Below are 16,696 nucleotides of genomic sequence, written 5' to 3' on the forward strand. Positions count from 1 at the left end.
CGTAACCCGGATGAGATTGCGGGCGACAGGGTCGCGCCAAATTTCCGGTCGGATGGGCACTGATCCATCGCGGCACGGCCTGCGTATCAGTCTGATGATGCGAGAAGCCTGCGGAGCCGCTATGACGGAAAGTATCGGCCTGCCCTCTTTCGGGGCGATGGCTGAAAAGGTCGGTCTGCGCCGGAAGAGGGAAGCGGCATTGGCGGGGGCGGAAGACGAAACGGATTGGGCCGGTCTTCTTGTACGGGTGCGCGACCAGCAGGATCGCGCAGCCTTTGCGGTGCTGTTCCGGCACTTCGCCCCGCGGGTAAAGGGCTACCTGATGAAGTCGGGCGCGGGGGCAGCACTGGCCGAGGAATGCGCGCAGGACGTGATGGCGGTGCTGTGGCAGAAGGCGCATCTTTTCGACCCAGGCCGGGCCAGCGTGGCGACCTGGGTCTTCACCATCGCGCGCAACCGGCAGATCGACGCCCTGCGCCGTGCGCGACGGGCCGAGCCGGAGGCGCTGGACTGGGGACCGGCACCCGAACCGGACCAGTCCGACGCGCTGGCGCTGCAGGAGGAAACCGCGCTTCTGGGGCAGGCGCTGGCGGCGCTTCCCGGTCCGCAGCGGGTGCTGATCGAGCGCGCCTTCTATGGCGATCTGTCGCACGGCGAGATTGCGGCCGAGACCGGGTTGCCGCTGGGAACGATCAAATCGCGCATCCGGCTGGCGCTGGACAAGCTGCGCCGCCAGATGACGAACAGGGACGACGGACGGACATGACGATTCGCCACCATCTTTCCGAGCCACTGCTGATGGCCTATGCCGCCGGGCACCTGCCCGAGGCGTTCAGCCTGGTGGTGGCGACGCATCTGTCGCTGTGCGACGACTGCCGGGCCCGGGCGGGTGCCTTCGAGGCCGTGGGCGGGGCGTTGCTGGATGCAGGGAACGAGACCGCGATGGGCGACCAGGCGCTGGACCGGGCGCTGGCGCGGCTTGACGGACCCTTGCCGCCCCAACGGCCCGAGGCGCGGGCGGCGGGCATCTTCCCGGCGCCGCTGGCGGGCTATGTCGGCGGCGATCTTGCAACAGTGCGCTGGCAACGGGTCGGCGGCGGGGTGCGGCAGGCGATCCTGCCGACCGGCAAGGGGGCGATGGCGCGGCTGGTCTACATCCCGGCGGGCAAGGCCGTGCCGGACCACGGCCACCAGGGGATCGAGCTGACGCTGGTGCTGCAGGGCGCCTTTGCCGACGCGGCCGGCCGCTACGACCGGGGCGATGTCGAGATTTCCGATGACGCCGTCGTGCATACTCCGACCGCGCTTGCAGGGCTGGACTGCATCTGCCTGACCGCCGCCGAAGCCCCGTTGCGGTTCCGCGGCCTGATCCCGCGCGTGGCGCAGCGCTGGCTGCGGATCTGATCAGAGGCCGGAGAGGCGGACGGCGACGACCGGGCAGTCCCCGGCCAGCGTGACCGCCTCTTCAGCAAGGATAAGGTCCCCGGGCGATAGATCGCGACCATTTGCCCGGCAGGGGCCGAGGGCATAGAGCGCCAGAAGACCCCCGGCAGGCAGGTGATCGTTTTGCGCGATCCAGACCGTGGGTTTCGGCAGGGACTTCGCGGTCATCACGTTGAAATCGTCGGACTGACGGCCGCCGGTTTCGCTGGCCATGACCTCCACATCGCCGGGAAAGGCCACCGGAACCAGCGGGTCGCAGCGCAGGTTCAGGCCCGCTCCGGTCAGCCGGAAGCCGGGGCCGGAGAGAACGGTCAGGTTCCGCTCGATGCCGGGGAACAACGAGAAGGGACCATCCTCGACCACCGAAGCGCGTGAGAGCCGCACCAGAAGCTGGCCGTCCTTTTCCAGCCGCCAAAGCTCGGTCGTCAGGCCCTTGCCATTCTTCCAAGGCTGACGCGTGTAGTCGGCGGGCGTGAGGTGGATCATTCGGCGGCGGTCTGGCCGATGACCTTGGCGGGGTCATCCGGGGCCAGTTCCTCGAAGTCGAAATTGTCCAGCCGACGGGCGCGCTTGGTGGCCTTGTCGGAGGAAATCTTGATCTCCTCGATGTCCTTCGCCGCCTGGCCGAAATGGCGGTCGAGGTTTTCCACCCGCGCGCCAAGGCGCTCGACATCGGTGTAGAGGAGCGAAAGCTCGCGGCGGATCGCGCCTGCCTGTTCGCGCATCCTTGCGTCCTTCAACACGGCGCGCATGGTGTTCAGCGTCGCCATGCAGGTGGTGGGCGAGACGATCCAGACTTTCGCAGCAAACCCCTCGCGCACGAGGTCGGGGAAGTTGGCGTGCAACTCGGCGTAGACCGCTTCCGAGGGCAGGAACATCAGCGCGCCGTCGGCGGTTTCGCCTTCGAGGATGTATTTCTCGGCAATGGCGCGGATATGGCTGCGGACGGCGGCGCGCATCTGTTGTGCGGCCTCTTGCGCAAGGCGGGGTGTGTCGGCGCGGCGCAGGGCCTCGTAGGCCTCCAGCGGGAACTTGGCGTCGATGACGATGGGGCCGGGGGGATTGGGCAGGTGGATCAGGCAGTCGGCACGGCGACCGTTGGAGAGGGTCGCCTGCATGGAATAGGCGTCCTTCGGCAGGGCCTTCTGCACGATGTCGTGGAGCTGGATTTCGCCGAAGGCGCCGCGGGTCTGCTTGTTCGACAGGATGTCCTGGAGAGACAGGACATTGCCGGACAGCTTCTCGATATTGGCCTGGGCCTTGTCGATGGTTTCCAGCCGCTGCTGAAGTTCGCCCAGGCTGCGGGCGGTTCTCGTGGAGGTGCCGTGCAGGGCCTCGGTCATCTGGCGCTGCACCTCGGCCAGCCGCTGTTCCATCACCTGCAGCATGGCGGTCTGGCTGACGGCCTGCGCTTCGGAAACGTGGTGGAGGCCCCCGGCGAGGCGTTCCTGCCCGTCGCCCAGCAGCTGGACGCGGGAGGAGAGCCAACCGATTTCGCGCATCAGCGGTTCCGCGGCGGTGGCCGAGCGGCTGGTGCTGCGCAGGATCAGGATGAGGAAGCCGAGCAGGACAAGCGCGACCCCGGCGAGAAGCAGCATCTCGGGATCGTTCCAGCGGAAGGTCTGGCCAAAGAGCGTGATCATCGGCGGCCGAACAGGCGTTCGATGTCGTGGAGCGACAGCTCGACATAGGTGGGCCGTCCGTGGTTGCACTGGCCGGAGAGCGGCGTCGCCTCCATCTCGCGCAGGAGGGCGTTCATCTCCTCGGGGCGCATCTGGCGGCCGGAGCGGACCGAGCCGTGGCAGGCCATGCGGGAGAGGATGCCGTCGATCTTGGCCTGGACAAGCGTCGAGTCCCCGGCGTCGGCGAGTTCGTCGAGGATGTCGCGGATCAGGGCTTCGCCGTTGATCGGGCCGAGGATGGCCGGGGTTTCGCGGATGGCGATGGCAGAGCCGCCGAAGGGTTCGATCGTGAGGCCGATCTGCGCCAGTGCCGGGGCAGCGTCGAGGAGGCGGGCTGCGTCGGCGGGGGAGAGGTCGACGATTTCCGGGATGAGGAGCGCCTGCGCGCGGATGCCGGTTTCGGCCATCTGGCGCTTCAGGCGTTCGTAGACCAGGCGCTCATGCGCGGCGTGCTGGTCGACGATGACGATGCCGGTGGCGGTCTGGGCGACGATCCAGTTCTCGTGCAGCTGGGCCCGGGCGACGCCGAGGGGATGCTCCTCGTTCGACTGCGTCTCCTCCTCGCGGGGCGGCGCGAAGACCGGGGCCATCGGGGCCTCGGCGAAGCCGGGGGACTGGAAGGCGAAGGCGCGGGAGAGGGCCGGTTGGCTGGGGCGGTCCATCTGGTAGACGGGACGGAAGGCCTGAAGCGTCGCCGCGCCGACGGTGGAGGAGGCGCGGTGACCTGCGCCAGCGAGGGCCGATTTCAGCGCGGTGATGATCAGGGAGCGTGCGGCGTCGGGTTCGCGGAAGCGGACCTCGGCCTTGGCGGGATGGACGTTCACATCGACGCGCTGGGGGTCGGCGATCAGGTTCAGGACCGCCGCCGGGTGCCGGTCACGGGAAAGGACGTCAAAATAGGCGGCGCGGAGGGCGCCGTAGAGCATGCGGTCGAGGACCGGGCGGCCGTTGACGAAGAGGTACTGTTGCGCCGAGGAGCCACGGGAGTAGGTGGGGAGCGCGGCATAGCCTTGCAGGCGCAGGCCCTCACGCTCGGCGTCAATGCGCAGGGCGTTGTCGGTGAAGTCGCGGCCGATGACGGTGGAAAGACGGGAGTGCAGCGCGTCGAACAGGTCGCCGCTGGCCGGGTCGGCGCGGAACAGGGTGCGGGCCTCGCCCCCGGTTACGTCGCGCAGGGTGAAGCCGACCTGCGGCTCGGCCATCGCCAGGCGGCGGATCACCTCCGTCACGGCCTGCATCTCGGCCCGGTCGGAGCGCAGGAATTTCAGCCGCGCCGGGGTGGCGAAGAACAGGTCGCGGAGTTCGACGACGGTGCCGCGGGTCAGGGCGGCGGGCTTCACCGGCGACAGGCGGCTGCCCTCGCAAGCGATCTGCGCCGCCTCGCCTTCGGCCCGCGAGGTGATGGTCAGGCGACCCACGGCGCCGAGCGAGGGCAGCGCCTCGCCCCGGAACCCGAAGCTGCGGATGTCAAGGAGGTCGGAGCCGTCGATCTTCGAGGTGGCATGGCGGGACAGCGCCAGCGGCAGGTCCTCCGCCGTCATGCCGCAGCCATCGTCCGTGACCCGGATCAGCGTCTTGCCGCCGTCGGCGATGTCGACCTGGATGCGCCCTGCCCCGGCATCCAGCGCGTTTTCCACCAGTTCCTTCACGGCGGAGGCCGGACGTTCCACCACCTCGCCCGCCGCGATGCGGTTGATCGCGGCCTCGTCCAGTTGCCGGATCACCGGACGACCGGAAGCGCCCGTTATCTTGGGGGTGTGAAGCGTCATGCCCCCATCTGTAGCAGTGCGCGGTGAGTCGGGGAAGAACGAAACAGGACTTTGCGCTGCCGGGGTTGCAGGTTCACGCGGAAGCTCCATATCGGCGGGAAACCGGGGGACAGACATGCAGGACATTCTGGCGCTTGCCAGCGCCAATCTTCTGACGCCGATGATCCTGTGCTTTGCCCTTGGCCTGTTCGCGGCGCTGGCCCGCAGCGAGTTGACCATCCCGGAAGCGGTGGCGAAGGGGATGTCGATCTATCTTCTGTTCGCCATCGGTTTCAAGGGCGGGGTGGCGGTGGCCGATCACGGGCTGGACGCCCGGCTGGTCGCCGCGCTGCTGGCCGGGGTCGCGCTGTCGTTCCTGCTGCCCTTTGTCGCCTTTGCCCTGCTGCGCGGGATGACCCGGTTGTCGGCGACGGATGCGGCGGCTGTGGCGGCGCATTACGGGTCGATCTCGATCGTCACTTTCGTCACCGGGTCTTCGGTCGTTCAGGCCGCCGGGCTGGTGGCCGAGGGCTACATGGTCGCCGTGGCCGCGGCGATGGAGGCCCCGGCGATCATTTCGGCGCTGTATCTGGCGTCGCGATCGGGGGGGCGGGCCGAGAAGATGGATGCCGAGCTCTGGCGGGAAATCTTGCTGAACGGCTCGATCGTGCTTCTGGTCGGATCGTTCCTGATCGGGCTGGTGACGGGTCAGCCGGGGATGGCGCGGATCGAGGCCTTCATCGTGGCGCCGTTCCAGGGGGTGCTGTGCCTGTTCCTCTTGGACATGGGGCTGGTGGCGGGCCGGGGCATGCGGAACGCCAGGGGCGTGCTGACGGCGGGGGTGCTGGCCTTCGGCCTGGCGATGCCCGTGGTCGGGGCGGGCTTCGGGCTGGCAGCGGGGCTGCTGCTGGGGCTTTCGCCGGGCGGGGTGGCGCTGATGATGGTGCTGGCGGGATCGGCGAGCTACATCGCGGTTCCGGCGGCGATGCGGGTGGCGCTGCCCGAGGCCAATCCAAGCGTTTACCTGACGCTGTCGCTGGGGGTGACATTTCCGTTCAATCTGGTGTTGGGGATTCCGGCCTGGGTGGCTGTGGCGCAGGCGGTGGGGGGCTGAGAGATGCAGACGCACAAGGCAAAGCGGGTGGAGATCATCATCGAGGCGCCGATGGAAGGCCGGTTGACTGCCGCGCTGGAGAAGGCTGGGGTCACCGGGTTCACCGTGCTGCCGGTGCTGGGCGGCTCGGGACGGTCGGGGCGCTGGACGCGCGAGGGGCAGGTCGGGCGCAGCGGGATGGTCGCGGTGGTCTGCCTGATCCGGCCGGAGCGGCTGGATGCACTGCTGGAGGCGGCCTACGCGGTGGTGGACCGGCATATCGGGGTGATCGGGGTCACCGATGCCGAGGTGTTGCGGGCAGAGCGGTTCTAGGGGGCGATGGGCAGGCCCCAGTTGTCGGTGAAGCTGCCCGAGGGGGGACAGGCGGGACCGGCGAGCAGTGCGACGATGCGGCGGGCGGCCTCGTCGGGGTCGTCCGGCGCCCCGGGGCCGCCCATGTCCGTGGCGATCCAGCCGGGGTGCAGGGCGAGAACCCGCTGCGGCAGGTCGTCGGCCAGCTTGGCGACGGCGCGGTTCAGGGCGGCTTTCGACAGGCAGTAGGCATAGTCGCCGTCGGGGTCGTGGCCCTCGGTGAACGATCCTGCGCGGCTGGAGATAAAAGAGAGGACGGCGTCGGGAGCCAGAGCGGGGAGGAGGGCGCGGGTCAGCAGGAGCGGACCGGCGACGTTGATGCGCATGACCTCGGCCAGGTGGTCGGCAGTCAGGGTGGCAAGGCCCCCGGTATCGCCCCGGATTGCGGCATTGTGGAGGACGTAGTCGACCGGGGCGGCGATGGCGCTGGCGGCGCGGCGGATCGAGGACTCGTCGGACTGGTCATAGGCGACAGGGGTGACGCCCGGCAGGTCGGGGCCGGGCTTCCGGGCCAGCGCCAGCACGCGCGCGCCTTGCGCTGAGAGGTGGCGGGTCAGCCAGAGGCCGAGGCCCCGCCCTGCCCCGGTTACGACCCAAGTCGTGCCGCTAATGCCGATGGGTGCGGAAGCGGTTTTCGACCCGGGCGACGAGGCTGGCGGCGATGAGGGTGAGGAAGACATAGACGATGGCCACCGTGTTGTAGGGCGCGAAGGTGAGGAAGGTCGCCGACTGGAACTCGCGCATCCTTTGGGTCAGGTCGCGGATCGACAGGATCGACAGGAGCGAGGTGTCCTTGAGGATGGCGATGAACTCGTTGCCCATCGGCGGGATCACGATGCGGAAGGCCTGCGGCAGGATCACATGCCGCGCGGTCTGCCAGCGGGTGAGGCCCAGCGACCGCGCCGCCTCGATCTGGCCTTGCGGGACGGCCTGGATCCCGGCGCGGAAGATCTCGGCGATATAGGCGGAGTAGGCGATGGCCATCGCGGTGATGCCGCGGAGGAGGTTCGGCGGGTCGAGGAAGCCGTTGGTCGAGGATTTCAGCACCCCGGCCAGCGGCAGGCCGATGTAGAGGATGATCACCAGCATCGGGATGCCGCGCAGGGTGTCGATCAGGAACTCGGCGGCGATGGAGAGGGGATGGCGCTGGTAGAGGAAGCCGCAGGCGGCGAGGAGCGCGAGCGCGATGCCGAGGACAAGGGCGGTGGTGGCGAGGTTCGCCTGTGCGTCGGGCAGGACTTCGGTCTGCCAGAGGATCAGGTCTTCGGGGGCAAGGGGCGTGGGGACGACGGCACCGGAGAGCTTGCCGGATTGCACCTGTTCAATGGCATCTTCGGGCTTGACCACGGTCTTGAGCTTGACCTCTCCCTCGGGCGCACCGGGGTAGCTGCCGTGGCGGATGGCCTCGACGATCTGGCCGGGGGTGCCTGCGGTGATGCCGACGGTGCCCTCGCCGGTGCCGATCAGGGTGTAGGCAAGGCGGGGTTGCAGCATCTGCCAGCCGGCCAGCGACAGGGCGGCGACGGTCAGGAGGGTGAAAAGCGGCAGTGTGCGGGGGCCGGGTTTCAGCTGCATCAGCCCGACCCAGACCAGGGCGAGGATCGAGGCGAGGATGTAGGCGGTGACCCCGGCCCGGACGGCGACGGCAAGGCCGGTGGCAAAGCCGAGATGGGCGAAAAGAAGGAGCCAGGCAAGGCCGAGGGCGTTCAGCGCGAGGAAGGCGCGGCGGAGGGCGGGGTGTTGCGAGCGGAAGGTCAGAGCCAGAAGTACGGCATTGGCCAGTGTCAGCGCCGCCGCGATCAGGCGGAAGGTCTGGGCGACCGTTGCCGCGGCGGCTTCGGTCAGGATGCGGGGGGTTTCACCCTGCACGACAAGCGGCGAGGTGGTGGCGTCGACGGCATTGGCGACAGTCGAGGCAAGGAAGGGCTGGCCTATTCCGGTCAGGATAAGGGTAAGACCGGAAATCACCGAAAGGATGGCGGCAGGCAGGGCGAACCGGCGGGGCAGGAGGCTGGCGGCGAGGGGACCGGCAAAGAAGACAAGGCAGAGGAGGAAGCCCGGCAGCAGGGCTGATGCCCCTCGCTCCACCCCGATGATCGCGGCCAGCGAGCGGGTGTAGTCGGCGGAGGTGGCGAAAAGCCAGACCAGGAAGGGCAGGGCGAGGAGGAGCAGCAGGTTCGCCGGGCGCAGGCCGTCGAGCCGGAGGAGGCGATGCACGGGGGTCTCTCCCATTGGGCGGTCAGGGGTGCAGGCGGTCGTCCTGGCGGAGGATCAGCTCCGGCCGGACGAAATGGGTCAGGTGGGCGGGGTCCTCGCCCTCCAGGAGCCGCAGCATGAACTGCGCCAGGACCCGGCTGAGGGTTTCCAGCGGGTAGAGGAAGGTGGTCAGCGGCGGGAAGAAATAGGCGCTGGCGTTGATGTCGTCATAGGCGATGACCGAGGCGTCGCGGCCGATGATGACGCCGGTTTCGTGCAGGCCGGACAACACCCCAAGCGCTGTGGATTCGTTGACGCAGACGAAGCCCGTGGCCGGGTCCGGCAAGGCGCGTAGGGCGAGGGCGGCGGCCTTGCCGTGTCGGGTGGTCAGGTCGCCGCTGGCGATCAGCGCGGGGTCGGCGGGCAGCCCTGCCTCGGCCAGCGCGCGGCTGTAGCCTGCGATCCGGTCCAGACTGTAGGCGAGGCTGGGGTCGGGGTTCACCAAGGCGATGCGGCGGTGGCCACCCTCGATCAGGCGGCGGGTGGCGGCATGGGCGGACCAGCCGCTGTCAATGTCGACAAAGGCATGCGGCGGGGCGTTGCGGCTGCGGCCCAGAGTGACGAAGGGGAAGCCCCGCTCCAGCAGGAGGGCAACGCGGGGGTCATCGGCCAGGATGCCCGAGAAGATCAGGCCGTCGGCCAGGTGCCCCTCGACGATGCTGCGGACGGTGCCGATGCTGTCTTCGGTGTCGCGCACCAGATGCACGGCGATCCGGTAGGGCGAGCCTTCCAGCCCCTCGGCGATGCCGGCGAGGATTTCGGCATGTTCGACCCCGTTCCATTCATGGCTTTTCGCCACCGAAAGCGGCATCAGCACCGCGATCTGGTAGGACTTGCCGGTGCGTAGCGACCGGCCGCGCAAGGACGCCTGATAGCCCACCTTCTCGGCCGCCTCGAAGATGGCCCTTCGCGTCGCCTCGGTGACGACCGGCGAGTTGCCGAGCGCCTTCGAGATGGTGGCGATGGAGAAGCCGGTCATCTCGGACAGGGTCTTGATCGTCGGGCGCGGGGCGGCAGGGGGCAAGGATTACCTCATTCGGGGGGCCATGGGGACACAGTCAGCGGCGGGCTTGCAAGACCTCACGGTAGCAGAGCGCGGACAGCTTGGGACTGCGTTTCTGGGTTTCCAGATTGACATGCACGATGCCGAAGGGCGTGGTGTAGCCATAGGCCCATTCGAAATTGTCGATCAGGGTCCAGGCGAAATAGGCTTTCACCGGCACGCCCTTTTGCCGGGCGCGGTCCAGTTCGGCGATGTGGTCGATGTAATAGGCCGCGCGCTGGCGGTCGTGGATCAACCCGTCCGCCTCCGGCGTCTCGGGCCGGGTGGCCATGCCGCTTTCCGAGATGTGGATGGCTTTGGGCGCATAGTCGCGGTGGACGTACATCAGGATGTCATGGATGCAGGGCGGATAAATCTCATAGCCGACCGCCGTGTAGTCGCCGGGCGGGTTGACCCGGGCGAAGTTCAGCGGCGGCAGTTCGCTGCCCGCCTGCATGACCGAGCGGCGGTAGATGTTGACGCCAAGGTAATCGACCGGGGCGGAAATGGTGGCAAGATCGCCCTCGCGGATGTCGGGCAGGAGGCCGTCGCAGAGGGTCAGCAGTTCCTCCGGGTAGCGGCCCTTGAAGACGGCGTCGAGGTAGAAGCGGTTCTGCGCCAGTTCGAAATGGCGGGCGGCGGTCACGTCCTCGGGGTTGCGGGTCGCGGGTTCGACCACGTTCAGGTCAAGCACGATGCCGACCTCGGCCCCCGGAGCGGCAGCACGGATGCGGGGGACGGAGAGGCCGTGGCCGAGAAGGGCGTGGTGGCTCGCCGCAAGGCCGCCTTTGACGCCATCGAACAGGCCGGGGGCGTCTTCGCCCGAGGCATGGCCCGACCAGCAGAAGGTCCAGGGTTCGTTCAGCGTGGTCCAGTGCTTCACCCGGTCGCCGAAGGTGCGCGCCATCGTCTCGGCATGGTCGGCCAGCCGGTGCGCGGTGTCGCGGTTGTACCAGCCGCCCTTGTCCTGCAGCGCCTGCGGCAGGTCCCAGTGGTAGAGCGTCAGATAGGGGGTGATCCCGGCCTTCAGCAGCCCGTCGATCAGCCGGTCGTAGAAGGCCACGCCCTTCGGGTTCATGGCGCCCTGCCCCTCTGGCTGCACCCGGCTCCAGGCGATGGAGAAGCGGTAGGCGTCAAGCTCCAGTTCCTGCATCAGGCGGATGTCGTCCTGCCAGAGGTGGTAATGGTCGCAGGCGACGTCACCGGAGGAGCCGTCGATGATCACGCCGGGCTTGCGGCAGAAGCGGTCCCAGATGCTTTCGCCCTTGCCGTCGGCATCCCACGCCCCCTCGATCTGATAGGCGGCCGTCGCGCCGCCGAAGACGAAGTCTCGGGGCAGGTGCAGCCTGCGGGCGCGGGCGAGGAGGTCGTCGGAGGCGTGGTCAAGCATGGGTCGGTCCTTCGGAAGCAAATGGTATCGGCGGGAGCCCCCCACCCCCATCCCCTCCCCACGAGGGGGAGGGGAGGCGCGGTGCGGGAGGCGTGGCGGTTATTCGGCGGTCCAGTATTTGCCGACCAGCTTGTCCAGCGTGCCATCGGCCTTGATCGCGGCGAGGCCCTCGTTGAAGGCGGCCACCTTGTCGCTGCCCTTCTGGAACACCAGCCCCAGCGGGTCGGCCTTGAGGTCGCGGATGGTGACGACCAGCTCGCCCGCGAACTCGGCCTCATAGGCCCCGGCATTGGCGCCGTTGATCACCACCCCGTCCACATCGCCGTTGCGCAGCGCGAGGACCGAGCCGTTGAACGTGTCATAGGCCTGCACGTTGTCCTTGCCCGCGATTTCCTCGGCAGTGGCAGCGTCGGTGGTGTTGGCCTGGGCCGACAGCTTGTGCGCGCCGGACTTGAAATCATCGACCGTCAGCGCGGCATCGGCGGCGCGGACCAGGATCGCCTGGCCGTTGACGATGTAGGGTTCGGAGAAATCCATCACCTGCAGGCGTTCCTCGGTGATCGAGACGCCCGAGGCGACGAGGTCGAACTGGCCTTCCTGCAGGGCGGTGAAGATGCCGTCCCAGCCGGTGGTGACGAATTCGGCCTTGCAGTTGATCTTTTCGCAGATGGCATTCACGACATCGACGTCGAAGCCCACGATCGCGCCAGTGGCGGGGTCGACGAATTCCATCGGCGGCGAGGTGGTGTCGGAGCCGACCTTCAGCGTCGCGCCGCCAAGGTCGGCGGCGTTCAGCGCGGTGCCGAGCGAGAGCGCGGCGAACAGGGACAGGACTGCGGATTTCATTCGGGTTCCTCCGGGTTGGTCAGTTGGGTAGGGTGTTGAGGGCGGCTTCGGTTTCGGCGAGCAGGATCGCGGCCTCGGCGGGGCCGAAGACCATGGGCGGTTTGATCTTCAGCACGTTGTCGTCCGGCCCGTCGGTCGAGGCGAGGACGCCGCGCAGGCGAAGTTGGTCGACGATGTGGTCGGCGGCTTCTGGTGCCGGGGTGCGGGCGGTGCGGTCGGTCACCAGTTCGACACCGATAAACAGGCCCATGCCGCGCACGTCGCCGATGATCGGGTGGCGGCGGGCAAGGTCGCGGTAGCCCTGCATCAGCGCCTCGCCGGTGGTGACGGCTTTGGCGGGAAGGTTTTCGGCCTCGATCACGTCAAGGACGGCATGGCCCACCGCCATCGACACCGGGTTGCCGCCGAAGGAGTTGAAATACTCCATCCCGTTGGCGAATTTCGCCGCGAGATCCGGCGTGGTGACCACGGCGGCCAAGGGGTGGCCGTTGCCGATGGGCTTGCCGAGGACGACGATGTCAGGCGTCACGCCCTGCGTGGCGAAGCCCCAGAAGGCGGGGCCGACGCGACCGAAGCCGCATTGCACCTCGTCCGCGATGCAGATCCCGCCCCGGGCGCGGATGCGGGCGTAGACCTCGGCCAGATAGCCCTTGGGCAGGATGACCTGACCGCCGACGCCCGAGAGGGATTCGGCGATGAAGCTGGCCGCGCCGGTGCCGGTGCGCGCCTCCACGGCGTCAAGGCAGCGGTCGATGTCGGCGGCGTAGGCCGGGCCGCTATCCGCGCCGCGATGCGGGCCACGGTAGGGATCGGGGAAGCTGGCGATCTGCACGAAGTCCGGCTGCGGGAAGCCGCCCTTGCGCTTGAACTTGTAGGGGCTGATCTCGACCGTGCCGCCGGAATTGCCGTGGTAGGCCCAGTCGAGGACGACGGTATCCTTCTTGCCCAAGGCGGTACGGGCGATGCGCAGCGCCAGCTCGTTCGCCTCGGTGCCGGAGTTGACGAAAGTGACCACGCGCAACTCGCCGGGCATGGCGGCGGCGATGCGTTCGGCCAGGCGCGGCATGGCCTCGTGCAGGTAGCGGGTGTTGGTGTTCAGTTCCGCCGCCTGCCGCGCGATGGCCGCCACCACATGCGGGTGGCAATGGCCGACATGGGTGATGTTGTTCACCGTATCGAGGTAGCGCCGCCCGGTATGGTCGATCAGCCAGGCGCCGCGACCGCGAACGATCTTCAGCTTCTCGCGGTAGGAGACGGAGAGCGAAGGGCCGATCACCTTCTGGCGGAGGGCGAGGAGGGCCTCCGGCGGCTCCGGGTCGAGGCGGAAGCTTTCCGGCTCCAGCCGCAGGAGAAGGTTCGCATCCGGGCTGATGTCGGCCCAGGTGTCCCAGAGGCTGTCATGTCCTACGCCGAAGAAGTTGCCAGCTTGCGTGAGGAGGCTGGTGACGACCTGCAAATGCAGATGCGGCGCCCAGCCGCCGTTCTCGTGCCAGTCGCCGAGATGGGCGATCAGGTCTCCGGCCTTGATCGCCTGTCCGGGGGTGCAGAGACCGGGCAGCGAGCCGCCGAGATGGCCGTAGAGGGTGAAGAACGGGCGGCCCTGTGCGGTTGCGTGCCGCAGGATCAGGGTGTGGCCATAGTCCAGCGGGTCGGCGTTGTAGGTGACGCTTTCGACCACGCCGTCCAGCGGCGCGTGGATCGCGGTGCCCGCCGGGGCGAAGATGTCGATGCCGAGGTGGCGGGTGCGGCGCTCCTCGCTGGCGGCGTCGGCGAACTGGGCGGCGGTGTAGACCGAGCGCTTCTCGCCGTAGAGGCCGAAGCCGAGGAAGGGGAGGTCTTGCGGCAAGTTGGCCGGGCGTTGCGCCTGCATCCAGCCGTCGAAGGCGCGGTCGGAGAAGGCGGGCATGTCGGGGCGGCTGCCATCGGTCGGCAGGGCGATGCGGGCGGCGCGGCGGGGGTCGGTCGACAGGATCGGGTGCAGGTCGCGGGTGGCAAGGTCGGCGGTGATGTCGCTGGCGCCGGGGATGGCCTCGTACCCGGCGGCCTTGCGGCAGAGGGCGATCAGGAAGGCGGGGTCGATCTGGTCAAGCCGCTCCAGCAGGGCAAAGGCGGGGGCTTGCGAGATCAGCAGGTAGTCGTTCTCGGGGTGCAGCTTCGACTGGCGCGAGGAGAGGCAGACCGAACAGACCAGCCGCATCCGCATCAGGTCGAAGGCCAGATCGGCCTCGTCCTCGGTCAGCGGGAAGGCCCCGGCGAAACCCCCGACCAGTGCGCGGGTGGCGGCGTAAAGGTCGGGCGTGTCAAGGAGGGCATAGGCCAGCGTGATCGCCAGTTCGTTGACCGTCCGGCCATGGCACATGTCGCCGAAGTCGATCAGCCCGGCGATGCGGCTGGGGTCGGCGGGGTCGGTGATGACGTTCCAGTCATTCGCATCCTGATGCAGGACTGAGGCGCGCAAGCCGGGAAGGCGGGGGAGGATCTGCTTTTCGTAGCGGTCGAAAAGCCTTTTCACGATGTCGCGGCGGGCGGGGTCGGCGATGTCCTCGGCGTGGTCGCGAAGCTGGATCACATGGTCGAGCGACCAGGGAAACTCCGGGCGGAAGGCATGGCGGTGGCCGAAGCCCTGCATCGACCGGGTCAGGCCGCCCATGAAGCGGCCAAGGTTTGAAAGCTGCGCCAGTGAGCGCGGCGCTTCGGCGAGGGGCGTGCCGCCGACCCAGGTGACAAGGCGCAGCGCCGCTGGCTGGCCATTGACGCTGACTGTCGCGCGGTCGGCGCCGGAAAGCGTCGGCACCACGCGAGGGATGCCCGCCTGCCCCACCTGGGCAAGATGCAGCATCGTCGCGTTTTGCAGGTCGATCTGGCCGGGGTCTTCCGCCGGGTTGGCGATCTTCAGGACATACTCGCCGTCCTGGCAGACCAGCCGCGCGTTCTGGTCGCGCTCGGAGGGCAGCGGGCGCAGCGTGCCGGTCTTGCCGAAGTGCTGCGCGGCCAGCGCGACGAGGGTGTCCAGCGCGAAGGCGGGGTTGCTGGTGGCGAAGGCGGTCATTTCAGGTCTTCTCGTTTTGCAGCGCGGGCCAGCCAGTCGGCGAAGACCAGATAGACCGCCGAAGTCCAGGCGAAGGCCCGGTCGCGCAGGCCCGCGCCGGTGAGGGCGTCGAAGTTTTCGGCCATGCCCGAGGTTTCGCACAACCGGCAGAAGCGCCGGGCGATGTCGGCGGCAAGGTCGATGCGGTTCTGGCGGCGCAGACCGTCCCAGAGCAGCATCGTCGTCGGCGCCCAGATCGGCCCGCGCCAGTAACCGTCGGGTTCGTAAAGCGGGCTTTGCGGGCGTTCGGTGGCGGGGCCCCAGGCGGTGATCCAACCTTGGCCGAGACGGGTGATCAGGCGGGCGGCGATGTCGCTCGGCAGGCGGGGGCCGAGGAGGAGGGGCATGAAGCCGATCAGGCTTTCGTCCGTCCGCAGCCTGTCGGGGTTCGAGGCCAGCCGGGTGCCGAAGGTCTCGCCGGTCCAGAGGGTGAGAAGGAGGGCGGTGAGTTTGTCGGCCTCGCCCTGCCAGTGCGCAGCGCGGGCGGGGTCAAGCCGGGCAAGACAATCGCAGCTCAGGATCAGGAAGCTGGGCAGGTCGGGCGAGATCACTGGCCCGCCCTCGGCGAAGAAGCTGGCGTTGTCCCAGCCGGAATCGTTGCCGTGGAAATAGGCGGGGAGGCTTTGTTCGCCCTTGCGGGCATGGGTCAGCCAGTAGGACAGTTGCCGTTCCAGCCAGGGCACCAGCGCGCGGCGGCGGTCCTCGGTCAGCCAGTCGGGGTGGTCCTCGATCAGCCGCAGGATGGCCCAGCCGTGGACCGGGGGCTTGGAAAAGGCAAAGCTCGCCTCGCGGTCATTGACGAAGTCCGGCAGCAGGCCCGAGGGGTGCTGGTGGTCGAAGATCGCGGCGAACTGGTCGAAAGCGAGAGCGGGGTCCATTGCCGCGACGCCGAGGGCGGAGAAGGCGTTGTCCCAGGACCAGATGTTGATCATGTGGTTCTTCGACATGAAGACGGCGGGTCGGGTCAGGGTGCCAGCGGCAGGGACGGTGTTGGCCCAGAGGAGCCAGGCGGCAAGGGTTCGGGCCTCGGGTTGGCCCCCGTCCGGGGTGCGGGCCAGCCAAGCCGCGAAATCGGCGGCTGTACTCGCGCGGGCTTGGTCAAAGGTTTCGCGCGACGGGGCGAGTGGGACGGCGGGAAAGAGGTCGATGGTGCCTTCGAAGTCGGCATCACCGCCGAAGACCATTGCCACGTTGTCCGCATGGTCCCGCCGCCAGTCGCCGGTGACATGGACCGACCCCTTGGCCACACGCGGCAGAAGGCGGGTGTTCTCATAGGCCGCGACCAGGCAATGCTCGCCCATTGGGGTGCGATAGGCGTAGTCGTAGCGCGAGCCTTCCAGCGCGAAGGTGACGGGCACGCCCCGCCCGCGCAGATGCAAGCACTCGCCTTCGCCAATAGTGAACTCGACCCGACCCTGTGGCGTTTCCGCGGTAAGGAGATCGGGCGAGAGGGTCCAAACCACATCGCCTTTGCCGACCATGATCCGGCACAGCCGCCCGAGCGACGGCTTCAGGTCGCCCCCCTTCACCAGCCGCAGCCAGACCGCGCCGTCCATGTTGGACAGGGTCAGGAACCGGCCGAAGCGGCTGAAGGGGATATGGACGAAGTCGAACAGTCGCTGCCCGTCGCCGACCCCGATGTCTTCGAAGACATCGGATCGGAGCCTTTGAAGGCTCCGATGCGGAGTTTTCGAAAACTCCGCCTCCCGCGCGCCAAGGGTGGTGGGGCCTGCCAT

14 protein-coding genes are annotated in these 16,696 nt (G+C 68.5%); 4 read left to right on the forward strand and 10 right to left on the reverse strand.

Annotation, left to right across the window (positions count from 1 at the left end):
• Window positions 1-121: 121 nt before the first annotated feature.
• Both JNL31_RS07935 and JNL31_RS07940 read left to right on the forward strand, forming a co-directional pair.
• Window positions 122-766 (forward strand): sigma-70 family RNA polymerase sigma factor, encoded by a 645-nt coding sequence (locus JNL31_RS07935; protein WP_294971982.1) that lies wholly within the window; start codon window positions 122-124, stop codon window positions 764-766.
• Window positions 763-1,404 (forward strand): ChrR family anti-sigma-E factor, encoded by a 642-nt coding sequence (locus JNL31_RS07940; RefSeq protein WP_294971984.1) that lies wholly within the window; start codon window positions 763-765, stop codon window positions 1,402-1,404. The genes JNL31_RS07935 and JNL31_RS07940 overlap by 4 nt, the downstream gene beginning before the upstream one ends.
• Here the strand turns inward: JNL31_RS07940 and JNL31_RS07945 are convergent, their stop codons facing one another.
• The 3 genes from JNL31_RS07945 to mutL are packed head-to-tail and all read right to left on the reverse strand — an operon-like array spanning window position 1,405 to window position 4,894.
• Entirely contained in the window at window positions 1,405-1,929 is a 525-nt protein-coding gene (locus JNL31_RS07945; protein ID WP_294971987.1) for a HutD family protein, read from the reverse strand.
• Entirely contained in the window at window positions 1,926-3,086 is a 1,161-nt protein-coding gene (locus JNL31_RS07950; protein WP_294971988.1) for a DNA recombination protein RmuC, read from the reverse strand. The genes JNL31_RS07945 and JNL31_RS07950 overlap by 4 nt, the downstream gene beginning before the upstream one ends.
• Entirely contained in the window at window positions 3,083-4,894 is a 1,812-nt protein-coding gene (gene mutL / locus JNL31_RS07955; RefSeq protein ID WP_294971990.1) for a DNA mismatch repair endonuclease MutL, read from the reverse strand. Before mutL ends, JNL31_RS07950 begins: the two co-directional genes overlap by 4 nt.
• A gap of 115 nt (window positions 4,895-5,009) precedes the next feature.
• Between mutL and JNL31_RS07960 the strand changes: the two genes are divergently transcribed.
• The gene (locus tag JNL31_RS07960; protein WP_294971993.1) at window positions 5,010-5,987 is read left to right on the forward strand and encodes a sodium-dependent bicarbonate transport family permease; all 978 of its coding nucleotides are present in this window, start codon (window positions 5,010-5,012) and stop codon (window positions 5,985-5,987) included.
• A 3-nt stretch (window positions 5,988-5,990) separates the two neighbouring features.
• Window positions 5,991-6,299, forward strand: coding sequence for a transcriptional regulator (locus JNL31_RS07965; protein WP_294971995.1), 309 nt, complete (start codon window positions 5,991-5,993; stop codon window positions 6,297-6,299).
• On the opposite strand, the gene JNL31_RS07970 is transcribed toward JNL31_RS07965, so the two are convergent.
• The 7 genes from JNL31_RS07970 to JNL31_RS08000 all read right to left on the reverse strand — a co-directional run bounded on the left by JNL31_RS07970 (window position 6,296) and on the right by JNL31_RS08000 (window position 16,696).
• The gene (locus JNL31_RS07970) at window positions 6,296-7,018 is read right to left on the reverse strand and encodes an SDR family NAD(P)-dependent oxidoreductase (RefSeq protein ID WP_294971996.1); all 723 of its coding nucleotides are present in this window, start codon (window positions 7,016-7,018) and stop codon (window positions 6,296-6,298) included. The genes JNL31_RS07965 and JNL31_RS07970 overlap by 4 nt on opposite strands.
• On the reverse strand, window positions 6,945-8,570 hold the full coding sequence (locus JNL31_RS07975; protein ID WP_294971998.1) for an amino acid ABC transporter permease: 1,626 nt from the start codon (window positions 8,568-8,570) through the stop codon (window positions 6,945-6,947). Before JNL31_RS07975 ends, JNL31_RS07970 begins: the two co-directional genes overlap by 74 nt.
• 7 nt (window positions 8,571-8,577) lie before the next feature.
• Entirely contained in the window at window positions 8,578-9,618 is a 1,041-nt protein-coding gene (locus JNL31_RS07980; protein WP_294971999.1) for a LacI family transcriptional regulator, read from the reverse strand.
• Between the two features lie 34 nt (window positions 9,619-9,652).
• Window positions 9,653-11,026 (reverse strand): GH1 family beta-glucosidase, encoded by a 1,374-nt coding sequence (locus JNL31_RS07985; protein WP_294972001.1) that lies wholly within the window; start codon window positions 11,024-11,026, stop codon window positions 9,653-9,655.
• A 99-nt stretch (window positions 11,027-11,125) separates the two neighbouring features.
• Entirely contained in the window at window positions 11,126-11,872 is a 747-nt protein-coding gene (locus JNL31_RS07990; RefSeq protein ID WP_294972003.1) for a transporter substrate-binding domain-containing protein, read from the reverse strand.
• A gap of 19 nt (window positions 11,873-11,891) precedes the next feature.
• Complete coding sequence (locus JNL31_RS07995; RefSeq protein ID WP_294972006.1) at window positions 11,892-14,921, reverse strand: aminotransferase class III-fold pyridoxal phosphate-dependent enzyme; 3,030 nt, start codon at window positions 14,919-14,921, stop codon at window positions 11,892-11,894.
• Window positions 14,918-16,696: a hypothetical protein gene (locus JNL31_RS08000; RefSeq protein WP_294972009.1), complete on the reverse strand. Its 1,779-nt coding sequence runs from the start codon at window positions 16,694-16,696 to the stop codon at window positions 14,918-14,920. Before JNL31_RS08000 ends, JNL31_RS07995 begins: the two co-directional genes overlap by 4 nt.

The sequence above is a fragment of the Tabrizicola sp. genome (assembly GCF_016792905.1).
Lineage (GTDB): Bacteria > Pseudomonadota > Alphaproteobacteria > Rhodobacterales > Rhodobacteraceae > Tabrizicola.

Coding starts and splice junctions, on each gene's coding strand:
- JNL31_RS07935 (WP_294971982.1), top strand. CDS start 122: ATGACGGAAAGTATCGGCCTGCCCTCTTTCGGGGCGATGGCTGAAAAG.
- JNL31_RS07975 (WP_294971998.1), bottom strand. CDS start 8,570: ATGGGAGAGACCCCCGTGCATCGCCTCCTCCGGCTCGACGGCCTGCGC.
- JNL31_RS07945 (WP_294971987.1), bottom strand. CDS start 1,929: ATGATCCACCTCACGCCCGCCGACTACACGCGTCAGCCTTGGAAGAAT.
- mutL (WP_294971990.1), bottom strand. CDS start 4,894: ATGACGCTTCACACCCCCAAGATAACGGGCGCTTCCGGTCGTCCGGTG.
- JNL31_RS07985 (WP_294972001.1), bottom strand. CDS start 11,026: ATGCTTGACCACGCCTCCGACGACCTCCTCGCCCGCGCCCGCAGGCTG.
- JNL31_RS07970 (WP_294971996.1), bottom strand. CDS start 7,018: ATGTCTTCCTCACCCTCATCGCCGCCAGCCTCGTCGCCCGGGTCGAAA.
- JNL31_RS07960 (WP_294971993.1), top strand. CDS start 5,010: ATGCAGGACATTCTGGCGCTTGCCAGCGCCAATCTTCTGACGCCGATG.
- JNL31_RS07990 (WP_294972003.1), bottom strand. CDS start 11,872: ATGAAATCCGCAGTCCTGTCCCTGTTCGCCGCGCTCTCGCTCGGCACC.
- JNL31_RS07995 (WP_294972006.1), bottom strand. CDS start 14,921: ATGACCGCCTTCGCCACCAGCAACCCCGCCTTCGCGCTGGACACCCTC.
- JNL31_RS08000 (WP_294972009.1), bottom strand. CDS start 16,696: ATGGCAGGCCCCACCACCCTTGGCGCGCGGGAGGCGGAGTTTTCGAAA.
- JNL31_RS07950 (WP_294971988.1), bottom strand. CDS start 3,086: ATGATCACGCTCTTTGGCCAGACCTTCCGCTGGAACGATCCCGAGATG.
- JNL31_RS07965 (WP_294971995.1), top strand. CDS start 5,991: ATGCAGACGCACAAGGCAAAGCGGGTGGAGATCATCATCGAGGCGCCG.
- JNL31_RS07940 (WP_294971984.1), top strand. CDS start 763: ATGACGATTCGCCACCATCTTTCCGAGCCACTGCTGATGGCCTATGCC.